The organism is Pseudomonas sp. BIC9C (assembly GCF_034541995.1).
In the GTDB taxonomy this organism is placed as follows: Bacteria; Pseudomonadota; Gammaproteobacteria; order Pseudomonadales; family Pseudomonadaceae; genus Aquipseudomonas; species Aquipseudomonas fluorescens_CC.
Map to the genome: position 1 here is coordinate 2,068,267 of NZ_JAWDGM010000001.1, position 25,913 is coordinate 2,094,179.

At 61.9% G+C, this 25,913-nt stretch carries 18 protein-coding genes and 3 pseudogenes; 3 read left to right on the forward strand and 18 right to left on the reverse strand.

The window, feature by feature from the left end:
- Positions 1-148 precede the first annotated feature (148 nt).
- The 4 genes and pseudogenes from RS887_RS09630 to RS887_RS09645 form a co-directional block, all read right to left on the reverse strand.
- Positions 149-742 (reverse strand): YceI family protein, encoded by a 594-nt coding sequence (locus RS887_RS09630; RefSeq protein ID WP_322615157.1) that lies wholly within the window; start codon positions 740-742, stop codon positions 149-151.
- Positions 743-774: 32 nt separating this feature from the next.
- Positions 775-1,326, reverse strand: coding sequence for a cytochrome b (locus RS887_RS09635; protein ID WP_322615158.1), 552 nt, complete (start codon positions 1,324-1,326; stop codon positions 775-777).
- Positions 1,327-1,575: 249 nt separating this feature from the next.
- A pseudogene (locus RS887_RS09640) lies at positions 1,576-2,904 on the reverse strand (IS4 family transposase).
- 118 nt (positions 2,905-3,022) lie between these two features.
- Positions 3,023-4,777: a flavin monoamine oxidase family protein gene (locus RS887_RS09645; RefSeq protein ID WP_322615159.1), complete on the reverse strand. Its 1,755-nt coding sequence runs from the start codon at positions 4,775-4,777 to the stop codon at positions 3,023-3,025.
- A 223-nt stretch (positions 4,778-5,000) separates the two neighbouring features.
- Between RS887_RS09645 and RS887_RS09650 the strand changes: the two genes are divergently transcribed.
- Together RS887_RS09650 and RS887_RS09655 are read left to right on the forward strand one after the other, a co-directional pair.
- On the forward strand, positions 5,001-6,407 hold the full coding sequence (locus RS887_RS09650; protein WP_322615160.1) for an adenosylmethionine--8-amino-7-oxononanoate transaminase: 1,407 nt from the start codon (positions 5,001-5,003) through the stop codon (positions 6,405-6,407).
- Positions 6,408-6,573: 166 nt separating this feature from the next.
- A complete protein-coding gene (locus RS887_RS09655; RefSeq protein ID WP_322615161.1) occupies positions 6,574-7,293 on the forward strand; it encodes a 16S rRNA (uracil(1498)-N(3))-methyltransferase in 720 nt (239 codons plus the stop codon).
- Between the two features lie 96 nt (positions 7,294-7,389).
- On the opposite strand, the gene trhA is transcribed toward RS887_RS09655, so the two are convergent.
- Complete coding sequence (gene trhA, locus RS887_RS09660; protein ID WP_322615162.1) at positions 7,390-8,007, reverse strand: PAQR family membrane homeostasis protein TrhA; 618 nt, start codon at positions 8,005-8,007, stop codon at positions 7,390-7,392.
- A gap of 131 nt (positions 8,008-8,138) precedes the next feature.
- Between trhA and RS887_RS09665 the strand changes: the two genes are divergently transcribed.
- On the forward strand, positions 8,139-9,053 hold the full coding sequence (locus RS887_RS09665) for a LysR substrate-binding domain-containing protein (RefSeq protein WP_322615163.1): 915 nt from the start codon (positions 8,139-8,141) through the stop codon (positions 9,051-9,053).
- 112 nt (positions 9,054-9,165) lie between these two features.
- Here RS887_RS09665 and madM read toward each other — a convergent pair whose 3' ends face one another.
- The 13 genes and pseudogenes from madM to RS887_RS09730 form a co-directional block, all read right to left on the reverse strand.
- On the reverse strand, positions 9,166-9,930 hold the full coding sequence (madM, locus tag RS887_RS09670; protein WP_322615164.1) for a malonate transporter subunit MadM: 765 nt from the start codon (positions 9,928-9,930) through the stop codon (positions 9,166-9,168).
- Between the two features lies 1 nt (position 9,931).
- Positions 9,932-10,348, reverse strand: a complete 417-nt coding sequence (gene madL / locus RS887_RS09675; protein ID WP_111285438.1) for a malonate transporter subunit MadL — start codon at positions 10,346-10,348, stop codon at positions 9,932-9,934.
- 64 nt (positions 10,349-10,412) lie between these two features.
- On the reverse strand, positions 10,413-11,324 hold the full coding sequence (gene mdcH, locus RS887_RS09680) for a malonate decarboxylase subunit epsilon (protein ID WP_322615165.1): 912 nt from the start codon (positions 11,322-11,324) through the stop codon (positions 10,413-10,415).
- Positions 11,321-11,941, reverse strand: a complete 621-nt coding sequence (locus RS887_RS09685; RefSeq protein WP_322615166.1) for a malonate decarboxylase holo-ACP synthase — start codon at positions 11,939-11,941, stop codon at positions 11,321-11,323. The genes mdcH and RS887_RS09685 overlap by 4 nt, the downstream gene beginning before the upstream one ends.
- Entirely contained in the window at positions 11,935-12,738 is an 804-nt protein-coding gene (gene mdcE, locus RS887_RS09690) for a biotin-independent malonate decarboxylase subunit gamma (protein ID WP_322615167.1), read from the reverse strand. The genes RS887_RS09685 and mdcE overlap by 7 nt, the downstream gene beginning before the upstream one ends.
- Positions 12,735-13,586 (reverse strand): biotin-independent malonate decarboxylase subunit beta, encoded by an 852-nt coding sequence (locus tag RS887_RS09695; protein WP_322615168.1) that lies wholly within the window; start codon positions 13,584-13,586, stop codon positions 12,735-12,737. The genes mdcE and RS887_RS09695 overlap by 4 nt, the downstream gene beginning before the upstream one ends.
- Positions 13,579-13,878 (reverse strand): malonate decarboxylase subunit delta, encoded by a 300-nt coding sequence (locus RS887_RS09700; protein WP_007975424.1) that lies wholly within the window; start codon positions 13,876-13,878, stop codon positions 13,579-13,581. Before RS887_RS09700 ends, RS887_RS09695 begins: the two co-directional genes overlap by 8 nt.
- The gene (locus tag RS887_RS09705) at positions 13,878-14,768 is read right to left on the reverse strand and encodes a triphosphoribosyl-dephospho-CoA synthase (RefSeq protein WP_322615169.1); all 891 of its coding nucleotides are present in this window, start codon (positions 14,766-14,768) and stop codon (positions 13,878-13,880) included. The genes RS887_RS09700 and RS887_RS09705 overlap by 1 nt, the downstream gene beginning before the upstream one ends.
- Positions 14,768-16,438: a malonate decarboxylase subunit alpha gene (gene mdcA / locus RS887_RS09710; RefSeq protein ID WP_322615170.1), complete on the reverse strand. Its 1,671-nt coding sequence runs from the start codon at positions 16,436-16,438 to the stop codon at positions 14,768-14,770. Before mdcA ends, RS887_RS09705 begins: the two co-directional genes overlap by 1 nt.
- A 209-nt stretch (positions 16,439-16,647) precedes the next feature.
- Positions 16,648-17,109: a chemotaxis protein CheW gene (locus RS887_RS09715; RefSeq protein WP_322615171.1), complete on the reverse strand. Its 462-nt coding sequence runs from the start codon at positions 17,107-17,109 to the stop codon at positions 16,648-16,650.
- Positions 17,102-23,121, reverse strand: a pseudogene (locus RS887_RS09720) (Hpt domain-containing protein). The gene RS887_RS09715 and the pseudogene RS887_RS09720 overlap by 8 nt, the downstream one beginning before the upstream one ends.
- Before the next feature lie 37 nt (positions 23,122-23,158).
- Positions 23,159-25,219: a methyl-accepting chemotaxis protein gene (locus RS887_RS09725; RefSeq protein ID WP_416339943.1), complete on the reverse strand. Its 2,061-nt coding sequence runs from the start codon at positions 25,217-25,219 to the stop codon at positions 23,159-23,161.
- Between the two features lie 153 nt (positions 25,220-25,372).
- Positions 25,373-25,911, reverse strand: a pseudogene (locus tag RS887_RS09730) (chemotaxis protein CheW).
- Between the last annotated feature and the right edge of the window lie 2 nt (positions 25,912-25,913).

A 25,913-nucleotide genomic window follows, 5' to 3' on the forward strand; every position in this document is an offset into this window, starting at 1 on the left:
GGTGGTCAACGATAACGCTGGAAACCTGACACCCCGCGGTGTTCTCGGGTTTCTCGCGAGCAAGCTCGTTCCTACAGGAGGCTATGCATTGGCAATAAACAACGCCCGCGCTCATGTGAGCAGCGGGCGTCTTTGTCAGGCGCGAAAATTACTTCGCTTTGACACCTTCAAACGTGATGTACAGATCGACCGCGTCGGACTGTGGACCCAGGTCCATCATCTTGCCGAAATCGGAACGCTTGATGCTGGTAGTGCCCTCGAAGCCTGCACGGTAGCCGCCCCATGGATCCTTGCCTTCACCCAGGAAAGTGGCCTTGATCACGACTGGCTTGGTTACGCCAGCAATAGTCAGGTCGCCGGCCACGTCGGCCGTGTCTTTGCCCGCGGCGTTTTTACCGGTGGCTTTGACGCTGGTGGACACGAACGTGGCTTTAGGGAAATCAGCCACTTTCAGGAAGTCTTTGCTGGAGATGTGCTTGTCACGTTCGGCGTTGTTGGTGAAAACGCTGGCAGGATTCACGTTGAACTCGATCTTGCTGTCTTCAGGCTTGGCAGCGTCGAAGCTGAACTTGCCGTCCATAGTCTTAAAGGTACCGGTGATGAAGCTGTAGCCCAAGTGGCTGATCTTGAAGTTGACGAAGGCGTGCTGGCCTGTTGTGTCTACAACGTAGTCAGCCGCCATCACATTGGCGGACAGCAGAGCGGAACCGATTGCCAGAGCGGCGAGAGTCTTTTTCAACATGCTTTGTTTTCCTTGGGAGTCGAGGTTGAACTTCAGGCTTTGCGACCCAGCATTCGCTTGAGGGTCGCATCACGATCGATAAAGTGGTGCTTCAATGCTGCCAACGCATGGAGGCCGGAAAAAATTACCAGCACCCACGCCAGGTAGAGGTGAATCGCGCCGGCGTTATCTGCCTGGTCCGGCAGTCCGGAAACCAGGGCAGGCACTTCAAACCAGTCAAACACCGGAATCCCGGCACCTTCTGCGGTGGAAATCAGGTAACCGGCAATCATCACGGCGAACAGACAGATATACAGAAACAAATGGCCGAACATGGCGCCCAGACGCGTCATGCGGCTGTAGCTGGTCAGGGCCGGTGGTGGTGGGCTGATGAAGCGCCACAACACGCGCAGCACCATGACGCCCAGCAAGATCAAGCCGATGCTCTTGTGCAGATCCGGCCCGTCCTTGCGCCAAGGGTCGTAATAGCCCAGGCCGACCATCCACAGCCCGAGGGCGAACAAACCGAATACGGCCAGTGCCACGCCCCAGTGCATGAAGATGCTGACCCAGCCGTAGCGGGAGGTAGAGTTACGTAGCTGCATTGCCTAGATCCCTGTAAGTGCTGGCCCAAGACTATCGGGTTATCTATCGAATTAAAGCCGAAAATTTCGCTTTGAAATATCGAGAAATACGATAAAGAGTCTGAAACAGGCGAGTTAAGAAAAGATTAAAGGCCAATGTGTATACAAAAATGTAGCCCAACTCAATAACACTTCTTGCAAGAGGTTTATTCGATTGTGAATCCGGATTTCTCCGGGCATAAAAAAACGCGGCATTTCTGCTAATGCCAGTCAGTTAAGCTGACTGGCATTTTTATTTTTGATCGGATACTTCGGGGATTTCAGCCTGATAGCTCGCGGATAAACCCGCTCTTCCCGGCGATGCGGCAGTACATAGTGCGGGGCCGAGGCATGCAATTCGGCGAGGTATTTGGGGATGTTCCCTGAGCGATCCGCAGAAACGCCATTGATAAAACCCAGGATCGCCCAAGTACACGCGGTGAAGCTTAGCTCGCACGGATGGATGCCCGGACAATGGCGGCTCATTTCCACCATCTGATAACGCAACAGGTTGTAGCCCAGCAACACGCCCCACAACTCTTGCTCGATCATCTCGGGCGTCTTGCTACGCAACGTGTAGCTGCTGTTGAGCAGTGTCTGTTTCATTTCCCTGAATCCTAATTCGATTTCCCAGCGATGGCTGTATAGGTCGACGATTTCATCGGATGGGAAACGCAGCGGATCGACCATCGACGTCAAAATCTGACAGACCTTGCCCTTTACGGTCTTGCTTAGGAGCCTTGCGGTTAGGCGCTCTGGCAAGCCTGGCCACTGCTTGCGGGCCTGCGGCGAAGTGCTGAGCGAGACCACCGCATCCTGACGCCCCAAGCGCTGAATCACTTCGTACTGCGCACCTTTACGCAGCGGCATCAGCCAATGCCGCTCAGTGCCGACCTGCTGCCATTGGTGCAGCAACCCCAAGGAGTAGAAACCGCGATCAAACAGCGTCAGCGAGTGATCTGGCGTGGTGTCGATCAGTTGCTCTGCCAGTTTCATTTCGTTACTGCGATAGCCATCAAAAGCACTGCCGATCAGCAAATGGCTGGTCAACTCCATTTGGCAAACCATGCGCACCTGAGGAAAACCGGTATCGCCATGCTGGTTGCTGGCGGAGTCGTAACGCGCACGGTTTTGGGTGTATCGGGCGTTCGCCAGACGACACCGTCGACCCCAGTAAACGCAATCCGGCCCAGGTCGGATGGCCGGCCGCTTCATGCCAGCTTTTCTGCGTCAGATCGAAGACTTGTCGTACGGCCTCGCTACCCAATCGTTGACGGGCCTGGACTACGGCGCTGGTGCGACCAGTGGGCGTTGCCCGGGCAGCATGATGTTCATGCGACTGACCACATCCCACGCCGACATGCGCCGGAAAAACGCCATGGAGATGACGCACCAGAGCATCATTTCCAAGGGCAGACGCCGCTTGCGAAGGGTGGCTACGCCGGCCTGTTCCAACGCTTGCTCGACCAGAGAGGGATCAAGCAACGAGTCCAATCCCTCAATGGAATTGGGAGTCGAGACGAAGTTGTGGGTTAGTTCCAGTGCCCGAGCCAGACGCATAAAAAAATCCGATGCCTATTCAGGCATCGGATTTTGATTTCTTGCGGCCAAAGGTCAAGCGACGAGGCTTAACTGATCGGCATTAGGCATTTCTGCCGCGTTTTTTTGACTCCAGTGCTTACTGCGCCTTGGTGTCCGTTGCCGGGGTTGCAGCAGGTTTGGCGACCGGCTTCTTCGCCGGCTCAGCCTTCTTGACCGGTGCCTTGGGCGGGGCTTTTTTCGCCTCGGTCTTGGCTGCCGGTTTGGCCGGAGCCTTTTTGGCTGGCTCGGTTTTTACCGGGGTCGCAGGCTTCGGTGCTTCCACCGGGGTCGGCGCGACAACCGGGGCCGGCGCCGGAGCAGGCGCTGGCGGTGCAACGGGCTCAGGTGCCTTGACCGGCTCTGGCTTCTTCTCGTCATCCGAGCCGCCAAACAGGTTGCTGAAGAAATTGCCTTTCTTCGCCGCCACCGCACCAGCGCCCGCCGCAGCGGCGGCCGGGACCACTTTCGCCGGTTCGAACGACTTGCCCGCCGCCAGGTCTTCAACCTGGCTGGCTGCGCGCTGACCGGTGCGCAGCGCGCCTTCCAGAGTGCCAGGGTACAGGGTGTCTGTGTGCTCGCCGGCAAAGGCTACACGCTGGACCGGACGTTCCCACAGGCGCCAGAACTTGCTGATCTGGCCCGGACCAAAGGCCAGGTAGGCACCGCCAGTCGACGGGTCGGTGCTGTAGCGACGGATTTCATAACCGGTGAACGAACCGCGAGCCTGTGGATAGAACGCATGCAGGCGGATCAACACCTGATCGGCCATCTGCTTGTCGCCGAAAGCCTGCATCACCCGCGCGTTGTCGCCGGACAGGTTGATCACCACATTGGCACCGCCCTTCAGGGCTGGCTCGACCCACAACATGCCCAGGCCGGTGTTGCTGTAGATTTCGCCAGACATGCGCGCCTTGGACTCCCACACCGGCGTCTTGAACTTCAGCATGATCTGGTCGCGCCAGCCGTAGTTGGTGCCCTTGATCGCCGCCAGGTGCTGGGCGTCCAGCGCCGGGGTCATCTGAATCTTGTTCAGCGCGCGCAGTGGCACGGCCAGCACGGCGTAGTCAGCCTTGTAACTGACGTTGTCGACTTTGACGGTCACACCATCCTTGTCCTGAATGATCGCCGAGACCGGGGAGCTGGTCTTGATGGTTTTAAGCTGCTTGACCAGAGCCTGGGCCAGCACCGGACTGCCACCGACCAGGCGCGAAGCACGCAGGTCACGATCGGAGACGCCACGGTAAACGCGGCTCTGCTGCGCGAAGTACAGCAGCGACAAGCGCGAAGGTTCGTCGTAGCGGGTACGGATCTGCTGGTTGATCAACTGGCGAGCGGTGGCCGGCAGGTTCTGCTTGTCGAGCCAGCTCGACACGTTGATCTGATCCAGCGCGTGCAGCGTGTTGTTGGCAGCCGGGTTCTGCGGGTCGTCGATCGAGCGCGCCAGATCGTCCACAGTCTTGTCGAAGCGCTTGAGCACCTCGGCGGTGGCCGGTTGTTTGGTCGCCAGATCGGCGGCGGAGAAATACTCGCCATCGATCAGGTAGCCTGGGGTCCGCACGAACTCAGGGGCCGGCGTGGTACTCAGCTTGAAGTTCGATACGTACTTGTTCAGCACCGGTTGGGCCTTGTCATTGCCGATCCACTCGCTGGTGGCCATGCCGGAGCGGCCGCCCAGGCTCGACTTGGCTTCCAGCAGAGTGACCTGCCAGCCCTTGTTCTGCAGCTCGTATGCGGCAGTCAGGCCCGACAGGCCGCCGCCGATCACGATCGCGGTTTTATCCTTGGCCAGCGCAGACACGCTGAACAGCCCCAACATCACCAGCGCACAGGCGCGCAGCCAACCGACAGACATTCAGCGAACTCCGGAATTACACGAGGAAAAAAGCAGTTTTTGCGAGCCAGACGGCTCAAGAACCGCGAAGGATACGTCAGCCTTCAAACACCCGCCAGCAACGTCTTTCGGCCTGGATAAAGTAGCTCATTCGACACAATGGGTTGTCCCCGTGGCACGCATTGCATAGGCTTGCGCGATTGTTTGTCCGCGCAGGTAACGGACCGCCTCCAGGAGAGTGAAAATGGGCCTGAATAATCAGTGGATGCAACGCGATCTCGCCGTGCTGTGGCATCCCTGCACACAGATGAAAGATCACGAACAACTGCCGCTGATCCCGATCAAGCGCGGGGAAGGCGTGTGGCTGGAAGACTTCGAAGGCAAACGCTACCTCGATGCGGTCAGCTCCTGGTGGGTCAATGTGTTCGGGCACGCCAACCCGCGGATCAACCAGCGCATCAAGGACCAGGTCGATCAGCTCGAACATGTGATCCTTGCCGGTTTCAGTCATCAACCGGTGATCGAACTGTCCGAGCGCCTGGTGAAAATGACACCGGACGGCCTGACCCGGTGCTTCTACGCCGATAACGGTTCGTCCTGCATCGAAGTCGCGCTGAAAATGAGCTTTCACTACTGGCTCAATCGCGGTCAGCCGAACAAGAAACGCTTCGTCACGCTGACCAACAGCTACCACGGCGAAACCATGGCGGCGATGTCGGTGGGCGACGTGCCGCTGTTCACCGAGACCTACAAAGCGCTGCTGATGGACACCATCAAGGTACCGAGCCCGGATTGCTACCTGCGCCCCGAGGGCATGAGCTGGGAAGCGCATTCGCGCAATATGTTCGCGGCCATGGAACAGACCCTGGCCGAAAACCACGACACGGTCGCGGCGGTGATTGTCGAGCCGCTGATCCAGGGCGCCGGTGGCATGCGCATGTACCACCCGGTGTATCTCAAGCTGCTGCGGGAAGCCTGCGACCGCTACGGCGTGCACCTGATCCACGACGAAATCGCCGTCGGCTTCGGCCGCACCGGGACGATGTTCGCCTGCGAACAGGCCGGCATCCGCCCTGATTTCCTGTGCCTGTCCAAAGCCCTGACCGGCGGCTATCTGCCGCTGGCGGCGTGCATGACCACCGACGAGGTCTACAGCGCCTTCTACGACGACTACCCGACCCTGCGCGCCTTCCTGCACTCCCACAGCTACACCGGCAACCCGCTGGCGTGCGCGGCGGCCCTGGCGACCCTGGACATCTTCGAAGAAGACAACGTCATCGAGAACAACAAGGCCCTTGCGCAGCGCATGGCTGCGTCGACGGCGAATCTGGTCGACCACCCTAACGTATCCGAAGTGCGCCAGACCGGCATGGTGCTGGCCATCGAGATGGTCAAGGACAAGGCCAGCAAAGAAGCTTATCCGTGGCAGGAACGTCGCGGCCTGAAGGTGTTCCAGCACGCCCTGGAGCGTGGTGCCTTACTGCGTCCATTGGGTAGCGTGGTGTACTTCCTGCCGCCGTACGTGATCACTCCGGAGCAGATCGATTTCCTGGCCGAAGTGGCCAGCGAAGGGATCGACATAGCGACCCGTGACAGCGTCAGCGTGGCGGTGCCGAAGGACTTCCATCCGGGGTTCCGTGATCCGGGTTGATTCGATTAATTCAGGATTTGTGGTGCCTGGACTGCCGCTTTCGCGAGCAAGTCGGATCGCCGCACCGCCGCTCCCACAGGGAAATGCATTCCAATGTGGGAGCGGGCTTGCTCGCGAATGAAGTCAACACCGATTTAACTGATTCACATTTTTCCAGAGAACCAACATGAGACTGTCCCGCTTCTTCATCGACGCCCCCCTGAGCACCGGCGAGCACGAATTGCCCGAAGCCCAGGCCCACTACATCGGCCGAGTCTTGCGCATGGCCGAAGGCGATGCGCTGCAACTGTTCGATGGTTCCGGACATGAGTTTCGCGCCACCCTGGTCGAAGTCGGCAAAAAGCGCGTCGTGGTGCAGATCGATGAGAGCTTCGCCGGGCAGATCGAGTCGCCGCTGCAAATCCATCTCGGCCAAGGCTTGTCCCGAGGCGAGCGCATGGACTGGGCGATTCAGAAAGCCACGGAACTGGGCGCCACTGAAATCACCCCGATCTTCACCGAACGCTGTGAAGTCCGGCTCAAGGACGAGCGCGCCGACAAGCGCCTGCTGCATTGGCGCCAGGTGGCGATCAGCGCATGCGAGCAATGCGGGCGTTCACGAGTTCCGGTGATTCATCCGCCGGTGCTGTTGGCGGATTGGTTGAAGCAGACGCAAGCTGAGTTGAAGCTGGTGCTGCACCCGGTGGCCGAGCCGTTGGTCAGTCATGCCAAGCCTGCGACGCTGGCGTTTTTGATTGGACCGGAGGGCGGGTTGTCGGATGCCGAGGTGGACCAGTCCAAATCGGCGGGTTTCCATTCGGCTCGACTGGGCCCGCGAGTGTTGCGTACCGAGACCGCGCCGGTAGTTGCGCTGGCGGTGGCCCAGCAGCTTTGGGGTGACTTTTAGGGCCTCATCGCGAGCAAGCTCGCTCCCACAGTAGATCTCCAGTGAACGCCGATCCAGTGTGGGAGCGGGCTTGCTCGCGAATGGCCGCGACGCGGTCTAGAGGACATAAAAGAAAATCGCCACAAAATGCAGCAAGCTCCCGGCAATCACAAACAGATGCCAGATCCCGTGGGCATGCCGCAGCCGGTCGTCCAGGGCAAAAAAGATGATCCCCACCGTGTACAACACCCCGCCTGATGCCAGCCACGCAAATCCGGCGACGCCCAGCGCCGCCAGCAACGGCTTGACCGCCACCAACACAATCCAGCCCATCACCGCGTAAATCACGATCGAAAGAATCCGTGCTTCCGAACGCGGCTTGATCTCCTGCAGGATGCCGATCAGCGCCAGCCCCCAGACAATCCCGAACAACGTCCAGCCCCACGGCCCGCGCAGGGTCACCAGGCAGAACGGCGTGTAGCTTCCGGCGATCAACAGATAGATCGAAAAGTGATCGACCTTCTGCATGATCGCTTTCTTGCGCCCGCGCACGCTGTGGTACACGGTCGATGCGCTGTAAAGCACCAGCAGGGTAAAGGCGTAGATCGCCATGCTGACAATCTTCCACGGGCTGCCGTCGAGGCTGGCCAGCACAATCAGCCACACCCCCCCGACAAACGCCGCCACAGCCCCGACCAGATGCGTCCAGGCATTCAATCGTTCCCCGTGATACATGTGTTGCTCACCTCGAATTTCATTACCGCAACGCGCAAGGCTCAGGCCTGGAGCGTAAAAGCGCAATGTTTCTGTACGACGGGGCCGGCGGAATTGGGCACAATCGAGTCATTCCAGAAAGAGTCCGGCCCATGCTGATCGATGAAGAGTTGACCCTGAAAAAACTCGAGGTGTTCCTGGCCTTCATGCGCACCGGCAACCTGGCACGAGCGGCTGCCGAGTTGCAGACCAGCAATGTCAGCGTGCATCGGGCGATCCATTCCCTGGAAAGCGCCCTGCGCTGCCCGTTGTTCAAACACGAAGGCCGCAGCCTGACCCCGCTGGAAAGCGCCTATGTGCTGGAAGAGCGGGCGCAGAAGCTGATTCAGGATGTCGTCGAAACTGTGCGCCTGACCCGCGAAGCCGCCGGGTTCTCGGCCGAACGGTTCAAATTGGGTTCGCTGTACTCACTGACAGTGAAGACCGTGCCGCAGCTGATCATGGGTTTGAAGATCCGCCGCAGCGAGCTCAACATCGACCTGATCCTGGGTTCCAACATCGACCTGCTCTACAAGCTCAAGAACATGGAGGTCGATGCGGCGCTGGTGTCGCTGGACGACAGCGTCAACGATCCGGATTGCGAGCACATCCCGTTGTTCTCCGACGACATCTTCCTCGCCACGCCCGCCGACTCCAGGTTTGCCCAGCGCACCGAAGTCGACCTGGCCGAGGTCCGCGACGAAACCTTCATCACCCTGACCCAGGGCTTCGCCACCCACCAGGACGGCAAGCGGGTATTCGAGCAGGCAGGGTTCGAGCCGAAGGTGGCGATGCAGGTCAACGACATCTTTACCCTGCTGAGCATGGTCAGTTCGGGCGTGGGTTATGCGTTGCTGCCAGGGCGGATTGCAGCGGTGTACGAGAACCGGGTGAAGCTGATCCCGTTGCAGGAAAAGTACCGTTTGCAGCAGCACATTGGCGTGGTGTTTCTGAAGGCCAAGGAACGCGATCCGAACCTGCTGGCGTTGCTGGCGGAATGCCGGATGTATGCCAATCGCCAGGCTTGAGACCGAGTCGCGCCCTTCGCGAGCAAGCCCGCTCCCACAAGGGGGAATGCATTCCAGTGTGGGAGCGGGCTTGCTCGCGAAGACTTAAGTCCCGGCGACTCAGTTTCTGAAACTATCCAACAATCCCGCGAACAATGAAGAACAACAACGAAGGCCCCAGCAAACACCCAAGCCCGGTATGGAACGTCGCAGTCAGCGCCCCATAAGGCACCAACCGCCGATCCGTCGCGGCCAGCCCCGCTGTCACACCGCTCACCGCCCCGGCCAGCCCACCGAACACCATCGCCGAGCGCGGGTTATCCAGGCCCATCCAGCGCGCCGCCATCGGCGTGCCGACCATCACCAGAATCGCCTTGATCAGGCCGGTGGCAATCGATAGTGCCACGACATCGGAGCTGGCTCCAATTGCGGCTCCGGTCACTGGGCCGACGATATAAGTCACCGCACCGGCGCCAATAGTGGTCATGCTCACCGCATCGCGGTACCCGAAGGCCCAGGCCATGCACGCGCCGACAATAAACGGCAGCACCGTGCCCAACAGCAGCGCGATCACGCCGATCAAGCCGGCTTTTTTCGCTTCAGTGGCCTGCACCTCGAATGCCGTGGCGACGATGGCGAAGTCCCGCAGCATGGCACCGCCCATCAACCCGATGCCGGAAAACAGCGTCAAGTCCGCCAGGCCTTTTTGCCCACCGGTCATTGTGCCGCCAACCCAGGCGAGCACCAGGCCGATGACGATGGCAATCGCCGAGCCGTGGATACGCCCGAAGGTCAGGCGCTTGGAAAGAATGACCGACACCCACATGATGATGCCGACAAAAGCGAATGCGGTGACCAGGCTGTTGGTTGCCAGGCCTTTCTCAATGAGTTCCCACATGTCAGCGACCTCCTACTGGAGTGCCAACCGGCGTTACATCCGCCGGTTCATCGGGCAGGGGTTCGCCCTTGTGGGTCCGGCTGATCAGGGCAATGGTGCAGCCACAGACCACCACCGAACCGATCGCCGCCAACACCGCCACCGGACCACCGTGCAGCGCCGTGACCACGTTCTGTTGCGCCGCCATCGCCACCACCACCGGGATGTACATGGCACCCCAGAAGCCGACGCCCAGCTCGCAATCCCTGGTCATGCCGCCACGTTTTTGCATCCACAACCGTGCGCAAATCAGCAGGATCATCGCGATCCCGACACCGCCGACGTTCGACTTCACACCCAGCAATACACCGAGCATGTCCCCCATGATCACCCCTGCCAGCGTACAGATCGCTAACAGCGCCACACCGTAAATAATCATTGTTGTAGTCCTCAAAATGCATCGTCGAATGTTGTTTTTGTTGTTCGAAGCCTGAGTCGGTGATTTAAGAGTGACGGCTGCCCTCCTCACGCATCAGCGCCTGAAGCGTATCGAGCCGCGCACCGTCGAAGGCAATCACGGTGCCCTGCTCGAACACCCGGCGCGCCAGCCCGGTCAACACCGCGCCGGGCGGCAGTTCGATCTGTAGACGTACGCCGCGTTCGTAAGCGCTTTGTACCGTCCCGCGCCAATCGACGATGCGGCACATGTTGAAGGCCAGGTCATCACGCAAGGCTTCGGGCTTGATCAGCGGACGCGCACGACTGCCGCTCAGGTAACCCACCTTCGGAGTTTGCAGCGGCACTCTGGCGAAGGCGTCGGCCAGTCGTTGCGCGGGGGCCTCAAGCAATGGGCAATGGGACGGCACGCTCACGGCCAGACGCTTGGCCAAGCCGGCTCCACAACCTTTCGTCAACTCGGCCACCGCCTTCATCGCCACATCGCTACCGGCAATCACCACCTGGTTATCGGCGTTGATATTGGCCAGATAAACCGGCGTTTCCGCGCTATGCACCCGGGCCAGTAATCCTTCCACCGTGGCCAGGTCGAGACCGATGATGGCGGTCATGCCGTAGCCCTGTGGATAAGCCTGCTGCATCAGCTCACCGCGCAGGCTGACCAGATGCAGCGCATCGCTGAAACTCAAGGCACCGGCCACCACTGCGGCCGGGTAGGCGCCGATCGACAAGCCGGCGACGTAGTCCGGGGCCATGCCCAACTGGCGTGAAGCGGCAACGCCGGCGATCAGCAGGCAAAGCTGAACCGCCCTCGTCGACTGCAACGCCTCGGCAGAATCCAGCTGCGTCACCTCTTCACCGAGCAGGTCGCTCGCCTCGTTCAAGATTTCCCGAGGCAAACGCGCCAGCATGCCGGGTTGTTGCGCGCCCTGGCCAGGGAACACCAGCAAGCTGCTCACGCCGCTTGCTCCTGTGGATTCCACGGATCGCTGACCAGACTGGCTTGAGCGGCACTTTTCAACAGGACCCGCGACGAAGCACCGGCCCACTCGCGCAGGGCGACGGCGCCCGACGGTGTCTGCAATTGCAGGTCAACGCGGCACACGGCCGTGTCAAGAACGGCCACCAACGCCTGCGCGTCGACACGACTCAACGGACGTGGCGTACGCAGGATCAGATCGAGATCGCTGCCCTCGTGCAATGCGGCAAACCCGCTGGCCAACTCGAACCCGGCACTGCCACTGACGCCCCAGACCCAACCACTGTCATCGAGGTGCGGGCGCAACTGCGCCAAGGCTCGCAGCGCCGGGAAATCACGCGGGCCTTGAACATGGCACAGTTCTTCCGGCCGCACCCGCCGCGTGATGGTAGCGACCTCCATCTGCGCGGCAAATCGCTGTTCACGCAACGGCCCGCGCACGCCCACCGCCACCTGCCCCGCCGCGCTCAAGGCGCGACGGACCACCACCGGCTGGCCCGCACTGATCGACTCGATCACCCACGCAGGCGCATCCGCAGGCAACTGCTGCGGGGTCATGCCCCACAGCAGGTCGTGAGCCAGAAGCCCTTTCACCACTGCGCTCTCAGCAATTGGCGAACCTTGCTCGACGCCGCACGGTTGGCCGCACCCAGACGACCGCTGAGATCTGCGCCCTTCTCGGCGATATCACCCATCGCCTGAGTCAGGCACTCGGTCACCCGCGCCAGATCCGCCGAAGTCGGCTGCTCGATCTGTTTCACCGACAAGGTTTCCCACAGCAGTCCGAGGCTGGCATAGCTGTCGATGTCATAGGCCATCGGTGGCACGCTGGCGGCGAAGGCTTCGAGTTCTTCAACGCTGCGCAAGGTCACCCGCGCCGCCGACGCCTTGCCCATGGCATGCACCATCACGCCCGGATCGCGCAGGGCGATCAAGCGATTGGCCTGATAGCCGTGGGCCAGAAACGCCCCGGACATTGCCTTGCCCACCAGCAAACCGATGACCGCATGACCGGCCAGACGGGCACGGGCATAACTGTCCGCCGCAGCGGCCAGCGCCTGATGAATGCCAAGGGCTTCCTCACGTCGACCGTAAGCCTGGCTCGGCACGTCGACGATGGCGATCAGGGCGCGTTTTTGTGCCTTGTTCTGATCGGCGGCGATGACTTCATCCACGGCCTTGGCCAGGCCCCAGCCTTCGAGCAAACCCACTTCGCCATTGCGTGCACGGACGAAGCGGTTATCGGGATCAGCCACCACCGCGATGAAACGCACAGGCTGATCGCCCAGCACTCCGTCCGCGACCTTCAGCGAAGCCGGCAAACCCTCGACCGGTTGCGCCCCGGCACTCAAGGCGTTGAACCAGTTCAAACCACGCAGGGAATACGAACTCATGGGCGTTCTCCTTGGTACAGATCGCGAACCACGGACGGCTCGATTTGCGGTCCGGCGTCCAGACGCGCCAGGCGTTGCAGGAACAACCCGGCCTGACGGCTGCGGGGTTGCGCCGGCAAACCTTGCTTGAGCCATTCACCAACCTGCTGGCGGATCTGCGCCACGTCGTCAGCGACATAACCGTCCGCCAGACCACTGGCGAAGCGCTGCTCGCCACCGGTCAGGCTCCAGATGAAAGGCCGGTCGCGGGAATCGTATTCCTCGAGTCCGGCTTCCTGTTCGATCACCTGCGGGCCGTTCAGGCCCAGTCGCGCTTCCTGGGTCACCAACAGGTAGCTGCACAACCCGGCGGCAATCGACATGCCGCCAAAACACCCGACGCTGCCCGCCACGACACCGACCACGGGTTGGTACTGCTGCAAGTCGACAATCGCCGCGTGGATGTCGGCAATCGCCGCCAGGCCGAGGTTGGCTTCCTGCAACCGCACGCCGCCGGTTTCCAGCAGCAGCACGGCGCGGGTCGGGATGCCGTTGCGGTTGTCTTCGGCGGCCAGTTCCAGTGCGCCGGCAATTTTTGCTCCGCCGACTTCACCGAGGCTGCCGCCCTGGAACGCACCTTCGATGGCCGCGACCACCACGGGCAGGCCATCGAGATTGCCCTTGGCGATCACCACGCCGTCGTCGGCCTGCGGCACCACACCCTGGCGCGACAGCCATGGCGACATGATGCGCTGGAACGGGTCGAGCAATTCGCGGAAGGTCCCGGCGTCGAGCATGGTCCTGGCCCGTTGCCGGGCACCGAGTTCGACGAAGCTGTGCTTGTTCAGCAGGGATGCGCTGTCAGTCATGGCCGATCTCCTCGAAGCCCTGTTCCAGACGTAGGCGCACCACGCCCGGTGTCGCGCCGAAATCGTGGATGTCGATGTCCATCGCCGGCGGTGTCTGGCCGTCGAACATCCGTGCGAACAGGTGCTGCCAGCGTTGTTCGCTGCCATTGACCGAGGTCTGTACATTGATCGTCAGTTTGCCGGCCTGACCCGGTTCGATCAGCACTTCCAGATCGCCCGAGCCGACACAACCCACCAGTGTGCGGCCGCGTGGTGGCTGCCCGGCGGGGAATTCAAAGGATAAAGTTTCCATCAAAACACTTCCCTTCTTGAATGGCAGAGGATGAGGCCGTCGTCCGACTCGATACGGTCGATGAACAGGCAGGCCGCGAGCAGGTCCGCAGCACCGCCGGGCGAGGCATTCAACGCGATCAGTTGTTGGTCCAGCTCATACAGGCGGCGACGTCCGCCGAGGCTGGCACTGCCACCCGCATCGAGCACCGCCCGGGCGCCCCGCTGCATGGTGTTCAACCCCTCGTCACCCGCGCGGTAAAGCACGCAGGTGTCGGCCAGATTCGTCATGATCGCCAGCAGCGCATCGAGCCTGGCATTTTGCTCGCCATGACCTTCGTCACGGCTGCGGCGCAGTTGTGGCAGCGCACGTTGTATCACCGCCGGGAAGCCCAGTTGCGCTTCTTCACGGGCACCCCGTGCACCGTAACGCTGGGCGACTTGAGCGCCGTGGCTCAGCGGGCGCGGCGCGTGACGGTCGTCGAGCAGCGCCAGACGCGCGGCACGAATCGATACGCTGCTTGCAGCCGTGGACCTGGGGTCCAGCGCAACGGCCGTGACCAACAAGCCCAAGGCCCAGATCGCCCCGCGATGGGTGTTCACACCGCCGGTGGTGTCAAGCATCGCTTGCTCGCCTTCGCGACCGATACGGCCCACGGCTTCGCGCAGCGGCAATCCGACTTCGCCGAACTCGATGGCTGTCTCAGCCATTTCCTTGAAGGCCGGCCACAGGGACAGCGCCGAAGCGTGCATCAGTCCCAGGTGCAAATCGGTGTGGGCGCCATTGCCGCGACGGTCGACCAGTGCCGGTTTCGGCGACAGATCCGCCTCGTCGATCAACGCGTCCACCGCCAGGTCCGCCAGCCGTTCGGCCAGGCTCAGGGCTGTGGTTTGCAGGTTGAGTGCGTGCATTACCAGCTCCTGAATTTGGCGGGCGGGTTGTAGAGGCCACCGGACCATTCCACCAGATCGGCCACGCTTTTCGCCGCGAGCAGTTCGCGGGTGGCGTCGGTGCGGCGGATGCCGAGGTCTTCGGGCAAGGCGATCAGGCCTTCACGGCGCATGCGTGCAGTGTCCTTGGGGTTGTGACACAGGCCGATGGCGGTCACCCCGGCGACGGCGGCGATCATCGCCTGGCGTTCTTCCAGCGAGCGCGCCTTGTACAGATAGGCGATACCCTCTTCGGTCAACAGGTGGGTAACGTCGTCGCCGTAGACCATGATCGGTGCCAGGGGCATGCCGCTTTTCTTCGCCACATCAACCGCATCGAGGGTTTCAACGAAGGTCGGCTTGCCACCCTCCTGGAAGGTCTCGACCATCTGCACCACGAGTTTTTTACCGCGTTCGAGCATCGGCTCGGCCACTTCGGTGTTGCGCATGTCGAGCCAGGCTGGCGTGCCGTGACGACGACCGCGCGGGTCGTGGCCCATGTTCGGTGCGCCGCCGAAACCGGCCAGGCGCCCCCGGGTCACGGTAGAGGAATGACCATCGCCATCGACCTGCAAAGTCGCGCCGATAAACAGGTCCACGGCGTATTGCCCGGCCAGTTGGCTGAACATCCGATTGGAACGCAGGGAGCCGTCGCGCCCGGTAAAGAACACATCCGGCCGCGCCGCAATGTAGTTCTCCATCCCCAGCTCGGTGCCAAAACAATGCACGCTTTCGACCCAGCCGCTTTCAATCGCCGGAATCAGGGTCGGGTGCGGGTTGAGCGTCCAGTTGCGGCAGATCTTGCCCTTGAGGCCGAGGGATTCGCCGTAGGTCGGCAGGATCAGTTCAATGGCAGCGGTGTTGAAACCGATACCGTGGTTGAGGGACTGCACATTGTGTTTTTCGTAGATGCCACGGATCGCCATCATCGCCATCAGCACGTGCACGGGCTTGATGTGCCGTGGATCGCGGGTGAACAGCGGTTCGATGTAGAACGGCTTGTCGGCCACCACCACGAAGTCGACCCAGGAGGCGGGAATGTCTACGCGTGGCAGATCGCTGACATCGTCCACCAACTGGTTGACCTGGACGATGACGATGCCGTCGCTGAAGGCCGCCGGTTCGATCAGTGCCGGAGTGTCCTCGGTGCTCGGCCCGGTGTAGATGTTGCCGGCGCGGTCGGCCATGAACCCGGCCGACAATACGACGTTGGGGATCAGGTCCACCACCAGCCGTGCGTAGAGTTCGATGTAGGTGTGGATCGCGCCGATTTCCAGCAGGCCGTCTTCGAGCAACTGGCTGATGCGCAGGCTTTGGGTGCCGGCAAAGGAGAAGTCGAGCTTGCGGGCGATGCCGCGTTCGAACAGGTCCAGGTGCTCGGCGCGGCCGACGCTGGGCATGATCATGTGCAGGTCATGCAGCTTCGCAGGGTCGGCCTTGGCCAGGGAGCGCGAAAGGAAATCCGCCTGCTTCTGGTTGTTGCCTTCGAGCACCACACGGTCGCCGGGCAGGATCAACGCCTCCAGCGCCGCAACGATGTTGTTGGTGGGCAACACCACACCGTCGGCAAGACCTCGCACCAGCTCGAGGCGCCGCTGCTTTTCGCTGCGCCGCCGCGTCCATCGCGAGTCGGGGGATATTGTTGTTGTCATGACCACTCCACGGGTTCGCTGTCGTGGGGATCACCTTAGGAGTGTTGGGTGGGGGCATCAATCAAGCAGAGTGGTGGATCGTTACGCTCAGGGTAATGGTTGTCTGGACTGACGCCTTCGCGAGCAAGCCCGCTCCCACATTGGATGCGGCCCCCTGTGGGAGCGGGCTTGCTCGCGAAGGCGTCAGTCAGATCACCGCTGAATCGGGATCAGTCGATCAACCCGGCATCCACCAACAAGTTCTCCAGCGCCAACAGATCCGGCACCTTGGCCACTTGCTCACCCACCTGCACTGCCGCCTGCTCCAGCGCACACAACGGCACATCCACGTAACTCAACTGGCTATCGAGCTTGCAGGAGCGCGGAATTCCCTGCACCAGCAGCGCGATGAATTTCAGCTCGGGCCGCCCGCCGAGGGTGTTGAGGATGACGATCCGTGCACGTTCGCCGATGACGATTTTCTGTGCGCATGCCGACTCGAAACTCAGCAGCGGAATCTGCCGGTCGCGCCACGTCACCAGCCCCAGGTACCACGGCGGTGTGTCGAGGTCGAACGTCCCCGGCTGCTGGTAATCGATCAGCTCGGCAACGGCGACGTTGGGCAGGATCAGGATGCGGTCGGCCAACGGCAGCAGCAAGCCGGTGAGGTTGCTGGTGCGGTGCTCAAGCATGGGTCTTGCTCCACAAGGCGATGCTTTCGAGCAGCACCGATTCCTGGTACGGCTTGCCAAGGTAGTCGTTGACGCCGATGGCCATGGCGCGATCGCGGTGTTTCTGTCCGGTGCGCGAGGTGATCATGATGATCGGCAGGTGTTGCAGGCGTTCGTCATTGCGCACCTGGGTCGCGACTTCGAAGCCATCCATGCGAGGCATCTCGATGTCCAGCAGCATCAGGTCGGGCATGTGCTCTTCGAGCAGCAGCATGGCATCGACCCCGTCCTTGGCGGTCAGCACGTTCATGCCGTGGCGTTCGAGCAAGCGGCTGGTGACCTTGCGCACGGTGACCGAGTCGTCGACCACCATCACCAGCAGCGGGCGCTGCGGTTCGGCCTCGACTTCCTGCCCCGCCGGACGCTGGGGCACACGGGCCTGCATGGCGCGGATCGGCGCCAGCAAATCCAGAATCATCACCACCCGGCCGTCCCCGAGAATCGTCGCCCCGGTCACCCCTTGCAGCGCCGCAAACTGCGGCCCCAGGCTCTTGACCACGATCTCGCGCGTGCCGGCCATAGCATCCACGAGCACCGCGATGTGCCGCTCGTTGCACTGCACCAGCAACACCGGCAATGGCAGGCTCTGGCCCAACAGTTTCGGGCGCGGGCCGGTTTTCAGCAGCTCACCCAGATAGCACAGCTCGTAACGTTGCCCGGCGTATTCGTAGGTTGGCGAATCGAAACGGAAATAGCCTTCGAGCTCGTTGGGCAGGACACGAACGATGCCGTCGATGGTATTGAGCGGGATCGCGTACTGGTCCTCACCGCACTGCACCATCAGCGCCCGGTTGACCGATACGGTAAACGGCAGGCGAATGCGGAAATGCACGCCCTGCCCGGGCACCGAGTCGATGCTCATGGTGCCACCCAATTGCCGCACCTCTTCGTGCACCACGTCCATGCCGACACCGCGACCGGAAATCTGGGTGATTTTCTCGGCGGTGGAAAACCCTGGCTGCAGAATGAACTGCAACACATCGTGATCACTGATGACGCTGTCCGGGGCCAGCAAGCCGCGCTTGATCGCCTTGCGCCGCACCGCGTCCAGCGGCACACCGGCCCCGTCGTCGCGGATGTCGAAAATGATGTCGCCGCCTTCGCGCAGCAGATCGAGGGTGATCTTGCCCTTGGCTGGTTTCCCCGCCGCCAGCCGCGCGTCGACGGACTCCAGGCCATGGTCGATGGCGTTGCGCAGCATGTGTTCCAGCGGCGCGGCCATGCGTTCGAGGACGTTGCGATCCATCTCGCCTTCGGCGTTATCGACGATGAAATCCACGTCCTTGCCCAGTTCGCTGGACACCTGCCGAACGATGCGCTGCAAACGCGGGAGCATGCGTTCGAACGGCACCATGCGTGTGCGCATCAGGCCTTCCTGCAATTCGGTGTTGATGCGGCCCTGCTGTTGCAACAGGTTTTCCGCATCCTGATTGCGGCGTTCGAGGGTTTCCTTGAGGTCGAGCAAGTCAGAGGCCGATTCGAACAGCGCCCGGGACAGTTGCTGCAACTGTGAGTGGCGGTCCATTTCCAGCGGGTCGAACTCTTCGTAGCCCAGACGCTCGGCGTCGACTTGCTGGCGGCTGAGGATCCGCCCCTGGGTTTCGGTATCGAGGCGGCGCAACTGGTCGCGCATGCGCTCGATGGTGGTCTCCATCTCGCTCAGGGCGATGTGTGCATCGTTGACCTGTTGTTCTATCCGGCCCCGGAAGATCGATGTCTCACCGGCCAGGTTGACCAGATCGTCGAGCAGCTCCGCCGAGACCTTGACCATGTCCGCCCCGGCATCGGACGGCGGCGCCAGCGGCTCGGCCTTGGGCGCGGACGACGGCACAACCGGCGCGGGTGTCTCTGGTTCGGCCGGATGGCTGAAGTTCTTGATCGCATCGATCAAGCGGTCGGCGGGCGGCATCGGCTCACCGGCACGGGCCGCGTCGAGCATCTGCGCCAGGCGGTCATGGCTGCGCTGCAACAGCGCGAACAACGGCTCCGTCGGTTGCAACACGCCGGTGGACAGGCCTTCGTAGAGGAACTCCAGTTCATGGGCCAGATCACCAATCGCGGCGATTTCCACCATGCGCGCACCGCCCTTGAGGGTATGCAGGTCGCGCAGCAGGGTCTCCACTTCCTGGCGATTCGAAGGCTGGGCCTGCCAGCGCTCCAGCGCCGCACCGGAGCTTTCGATGATGTCTAAACCTTCCTCCAGGAAGATCTCCAGCAATTCCGGATCATGCGCAGCCGAGTCGTTATCGCTCGTTTGCCGGGCCGCTTCGGCGACACCCGCATGACCTTGGCGGTAGGCACGAATGGCTTCGATCAGCTCGAGGGAATCGTCCAGCGGCTGGTTGAGGTGCAACTGTTCAAGGTACAACGCCAGTCGGTCATGGCTCTGTTGCAGCAGCACCGCCAGTGAATCGCTGAAGGCGTAACGACGGTCCAGCAGGCCTTGGTAAAGGCTTTCCAGTTCATGGGCCAGATCGCCGACCGGCCCGACCCCGGCCATGCGCGCACCGCCTTTGAGGGTGTGCAAATCCCGCTGCAGCGACGACAGCGGCGCCGCGTTATCCGAGTCGCGCAACCAGCGCTGCAAGGCCTGACCGGCGCTTTCGAGGATATCCACCGCTTCTTCAAGGAAGATCGCAACGATTTCATCGTCCAGTTCGCGCCCCTCTCCTGTAGGAGCGAGCTCGCTCGCGATAGGCGTTAACGATGACGCGTTGTCATTGGATAAGCGCGGCGCATTTGAGTCCATCGCGAGCGAACTCGCTCCTACAGGGGCAGGAGGTAGCGTGCGCTCAAGTTCCTCGGTCGCAGAACCCAGTTCGCGAATGCTCAGGCTCCGGCTGCCATCACTGCGGATCAGGCCCATGGCCGACGGATCAAGGCTTTCGTCGAGCAGCTCGCGCAAGGCCCTGATCCGTTGCGGCTGCGGGTTGATTTCTGGCCGGCGGCCAGTTCGTCGAGCATGTTGATCAGCGCTTCGTGGGCATGCTGCGCTTCATGGAAAAACCGTTCGCTGACCGCAAGGCTGCTTTCTTCCACGGCACCGTACAGGTCGAGCAACGCTTCGCACAACTCGTCCACCGGGTGCAGATCGGCCAGATGGGCGCCTTCGCCGAGAGTGGTCAATTCGTCCAGCAGCGCGCTGAGCTCCTGACGTTCGCCAGGGTGTTGCTGCCAACGCTGCAACAGGCTTTCGGCGTCCAGCAGGATGTCCATGCCCTGGGCGAGGAAATTGTTGATCAACTGTGGGTCGCGCTTGATCCGAAGCCCCGTGTTCGGTGTGCTCAGGAGGTTTTCCAGACGCTCGGCCAGCAGCGCCCTGGCTCGCTCGGTCAAACCCCGGGCGCCGGGGATTTCCGCCAGCGGATCTGTCTTGAGCTGACGCAAACCGAGGCGGAACAGTCCTTCTGCTTCCAGCAGCAATTCGACTTCATCCAGATCCAGCGTGATCAGGTGCGCCTTGTATTCCCGGGCCAGTTGATCCAGCGGTGCAGCCAGTTCGGCAATCGGCAACACACCGGCCATGGAGGCACTGCCCTTGAGGGTGTGCAAGGCGCGCTGCAATTCGTCGCTGGCCTGCAACGGCAGATGCTCGGCGGCCTGATCAAGGAAGCGATTGAGGCTGCCCAAGTGGGTTTCGGCCTCTTTGCGGAAGATCTCCAGCAACAGCGGGTCGAGGGCCGCGACATCTTGCGTATCCTCATCGGACACCGGTTCCTCGCCCTTGGCCAGGGCATGGGCGCGGGCGGCCAACTGATCGACATCGTTACGCTGACGCTGGGCATTGGCGGCGTATTCGGCCACCAGCTCCGGCAGCAGATGCAGCACGTCGCCGATCAGTTGCTGCACCGTAGCGCCTGGCTCCACGCTGTTTTCCAGTACGCGGTTGAGCAGGTTTTCCACGGCCCAGGCCAGTTCGCCCAGCACCAGGGCGCGCACCATGCGGCCACTGCCCTTGAGGGTATGAAAGGCGCGGCGCAGCTCACTCAGGGCCGAGCGGTTGTCAGGGTTGACCGACCAGCGCGGCAAGTACTCGCGCAGGATTTCCAGGACTTCGTCGGTTTCTTCGAGGAACACCTCGCGCAGCTCCTCATCCACCGGCTCTTCGCCTGAGGGCGGAGGCAGCAGGCTGCCCGGGGTGTTCAGCGCGGGCGGGTTCAGGCTCGAAACCGGGCTGGCGAGTACATCGGCCAGGGTCTGGACGATCTGCGGATCATCCAGCTCCTGCATCATCTGCATCACCTGCGCTTCGCTCGGGTTGAGCACATCATCAAGCACTGGCACATGCTGTTCACTGGGGAAGAACCCGAGGCTCGCCAGGCTTTTTTCCGCGACATCGAGCAGGTTTTCACCTTGTGCTTGCGGGTCGTCGCTGAGGCGCTCGAGGTAGTACTCGATGCTGGTGATCACGTCGGCCAGGCTGTCCAGTTCCTGCCAGCCCGGTTGACCTGGCTCGAGCAACAGGTGCTCGCGAATGAAGTGATTGCAGGTTTCGACCAGACTCGCTGCCCGGCTCAGCGGAATCATCGCCAACGCGCCGCGCACCTGGGTCAGCAAGGCCGGCAGCGCCTGCAGATGCTGGCGGTCCCAATCGGCGTCGATGTAGTCGACGATCATGTCCTTGGCCTGCTGCAAGCAGATGCGGGCCTCCTTGATCACGATCTGGTGGATCTGCGTCAGGTCGGTGGTTGGCAGGCGGTTGTCGTCCTGGCTCTCCGGCTCCACGGTACCGACCATGCCGGCCAGCGTCGCTTCGACGTACAACAAGGCCCCGGCAACATCCATGAGGATGGCATCGTTGGGTTCGCGCTGGCCCTGAGCGAGGCTGAGTACCACCGCCAATTGATCGATGATCACCTTGCGCGGCTGGCCGAAGCCCAGGACCGCCAGGGTGTCGGCAATCTGCCGTAGCGGCGCCAGCAGGCTGTCGAGGTCGGAGGTGTGCTGGCGGTCACTGCGCACAAACAGATCCAGACGTTCCTTGACCCGCACCAGCTCTTCGCACAGCGCTGCCAGCACCGAGCGCATGGCGTCACGGTCGGGACCGGCCAGCCGCGCACGTTCTTCATCGACCATCGCACTGTCGGGCAGCGCGTCGTCCAGTGAGTAGCGTTCTTTCATGGTCAGCATCTGCCCGGTGGGATGTTCGGCCTTGGCAATGTAGAACAGCAAACTCTTGAGCAGCTCCGGCGGGGCCGGCTGGTTGATGCCGTGCATGCCTTGTTCGAGCAGGCGCTTGAGTTCCTTGTCGGCATCCTTGAACAGGCTGCGCAAGGCCGGGCTGTTGGCAATCACACCGCCCTGCATGCCTTCGACCAGCGCCGATGCCACCTGCCATAACGGGCTCAGGGGCGCGTTGCCGCACAGCGCTTCGAGGCGGGTGAAGACCTTGGCCAGGTAATCGAGGTTGGTGTCGTTGTCCTGCTCGCGCAGGAATCCGACCAGCGCCAGTTGCAGCATCTGCCGCAGCTTGCGCAGCACATTGGGCAATTCGTCCGGTTCCAGTTGCGCCAGTATTTCTGCGTCCAGCGCCGGCAACTCGGGCAATTGCGGGCTGAACAGGCTGGTTTCCGACAGCAGGCTTTCGCCTCGGGCGCTGCGCAGGTCGTTGATCAGGGGCAACACCACCAGTGGCAAGTCGCGGCGCGCGCCTTGCACCCGGTCCAGATAAATCGGCAGTTGCCCGAGGGCCTGCATCAGCAGGTGCAGTGCCTCGTCGCGATGGCTGACACGGTTGCCCTGCAAGGCCATGGCCAGTTGTTCCATCTCTTCGGCGAGCAGCGCCGCGCCGTAGAACTCGACCATCTGCAGACTGCCGTGGACCTGATGGATGCACGCCAGGCAATCATCCAGCGCGTGCGTCGCCTGCGGGTCATCGAGCAGGTTTTCGATCGCGTGATGAGCCTGTTTCAGCGTTTCGGCAATCTCGCCCTTGACCCACTCGAGGGCCACATAGTCGTGCCGATCACCCATAACCACTCCAGTTACCATTCATACACCTATGGGCGGTTCAAGCTTTGTCCACAACCTGTGCCTTGGCGTCCGGCAAGGTGAAACCGGACACCGAACGACGCAGCTGACTGGCCATTTTCGCCAGGTTGCCGATGCTTTCGGCAGTGGCGGTGGAGCCCGACGACGTCTGCGAGGTGATCTGCTGGATCACGTTCATCGTCAGGGAGATCTGACCGGCTGACGACGTCTGTTGTTGCGCCGCATTGGAAATGCTCTGGATCAACGCCGCGAGCGTCTTGGAGACGCCTTCGATTTCTTCCAGGGCCACACCGGCATCCTGCGCCAGCCGGGCGCCGCGTACCACCTCGGTCGTAGTCTGCTCCATGGAGATGACCGCTTCGTTGGTGTCGGTCTGGATCGCCCGCACCAGGGTTTCGATCTGCCGGGTGGCGGCGGATGAGCGCTCGGCCAGCCGCTGCACTTCATCGGCGACCACGGCGAAACCACGACCGGCGTCGCCGGCCATGGACGCCTGGATGGCCGCGTTGAGAGCAAGGATGTTGGTCTGGTCGGCAATGTCATCGATCAGGCTGACAATGTCGCCGATTTCCTGGGACGACTCACCCAAGCGCTTGATGCGCTTGGCGGTGTCCTGAATCTGCTCGCGAATGTTGTCCATGCCGTGGATGGTGTTGTGCACCACCTCGTTGCCCTTGTTGGCGATTTCCACCGAGCGCTCGGCAACCGCCGAAGATTCGGCCGCGTTGGCCGACACCTGGTCGATGGACTCGGCCATGTCGTTGATCGCCATGGAAGCCTCGGAAATCTGCTGGGCCTGATGCTCCGAAGCCTGGGCCAGGTGCATGGCGGTGGCCTGGGTTTCCTGCACGGCGGCGGCAACCTGGCCAGCGGTGAGGTTGATGGTCGCGACCAGATCGCGCAGCTGGTCGACGGAGTAATTGATCGAGTCGGCGATGGTCCCGGTAAAGTCTTCTGTCACCGAGGCGGTCACCGTGAGGTCGCCGTCGGCCAGGTCTTCGATCTCGTCGAGCAAGCGCATGATCGCGTTCTGGTTGCGCTCGTTTTTCTCGGCGGTTTCGCGCAACTGACGATTGGTTTCGCGCACCATCACCAGGCCAATCAGGATGATCGAAGCCAGCGCCAACAAGCCCAGCACATAGCCGCCTATGGTGTCGGTGGTGCGCCCGCCGACCATGTTTTCAAAACCGCTGGCCAAGTGCGAGGCTTCGTCGAGCAGGGTTTGCGAAAGGCTGAAAATGTTCGAGGCCGATTCGCGGACCTTGAACAGTTCCGGCGAGGTTTCGAGGATCTCGTCCACCGAGCCCGATACGAACTCGAACAGCTCGGAGATTTCCGCGAGTCGCGCACGGGCGTCGCGGTCTTCGACCTGGCTGACCTTGAGCGCCGGGTCGCCCTGGAGCATGCCGTTGAGCACCTTGCCGAACTGCGTCGCGTCACGTCCGAACGCATCGGCGGCCTGCTGTGAATTTTCGTCCCCGGCCAACACTGTGTTGACCGCGCCGAGGATCCGCTCGGCCAGCAACGACTGGCGCTGAGCCATCGCCACCTGGGCCGCCGGCGCGCCCCGTTGCAGGAGAATCTCGACGACCTTTTCATACTCGACCTGCAACTGAGGCACGGTTTCGGCCAGGGTCGCGGCAACCTGATGCAGCGACAGTACGGTTTGCTCGCTGGAGAGAATCGCGTCGGTGTTTTTCAGCAGGCGTTCCCAGTCCTGTTGCACCGCGCGCATCTCTGCACGCACGGTGGCGGGGGCAGGCGGCAGGCCGGTGGCCGGGTCGCCCTTCTTCAGATAACCCCAGCGCTGGGCAAAATCGTTGCGCGCATCACTGAGCAACTTGAACGCGGCAGCCTTGCCGGCGGCGGCTTCGGTGGCGTTCTTGGCGATACGCTGGGACAGCACGCGCAGCTCGCCGGCGTGGCCGATGTACTGTTTGTCGTAGGTAGCCTGGGTATTGAGGTAGGCGAAGTTGGCGAACAGCAGCATGATGAAGACGATCAGCACGATGAACAGCACGATAATCTGCGACCGGCTGCGCGACCCTTCCATTGGCTTGCCTGCTTTTGCTTTTATCATCGGTCCTCGCCTGTTAACCAACTTTTGGGCCTGCCCGGAAACCTGTGGGAGCGGGCTTGCCCGCGAAAGCGGTAGATCAGCCAATATCAATGTTGAATGGACCGCCGCCTTCGCGAGCAAGCCCGCTCCCACATTGGATCTCTCTTGTTCCTGTCACACCGCGACGTTCATGAACCCCTGCGACTGCGTCAATGTAAACGGGCTGAACACCTGCCAGCACTGTTCACGCTGAAACCGGCCTTTGACAAACGCCGCCATCGTCCCCTTCAGCTCATCTGCCGGCACCGGCTCCAGGCTGTCCTGGGCAAAGTGCTGGAGGCCGAAGACTTCATCGACCAGCATCCCGGTAAACACCTCTTCATGTTCCACCACCAACACCCGCCGCTGACGGCGCACCGCCGAAAGCTCGTGCCCGAAGAAGCCGCACAAGTCCATGACCGGCAGCAAACGCCCGCGCAGGTTGGCGACACCCTTGACCCAGGGTTTGACCCCCGGTAGCTGGGTGAGGCGCGGCTCGTGCAAGACTTCGCTGACTTCGCTCATGGGGCGACATACCAGTGCTCGCCCAGGCGAAAACCGATACCGCTCCAGCTGTCCCGCCGGGCCGGCTGGGACGGCAGGTCCGCCGCCAGCAAACGACAGCGCTGGTCGATTTGCAGCAGCAGCTCGAAAGCCGTCAGCGACTCGTTCATGG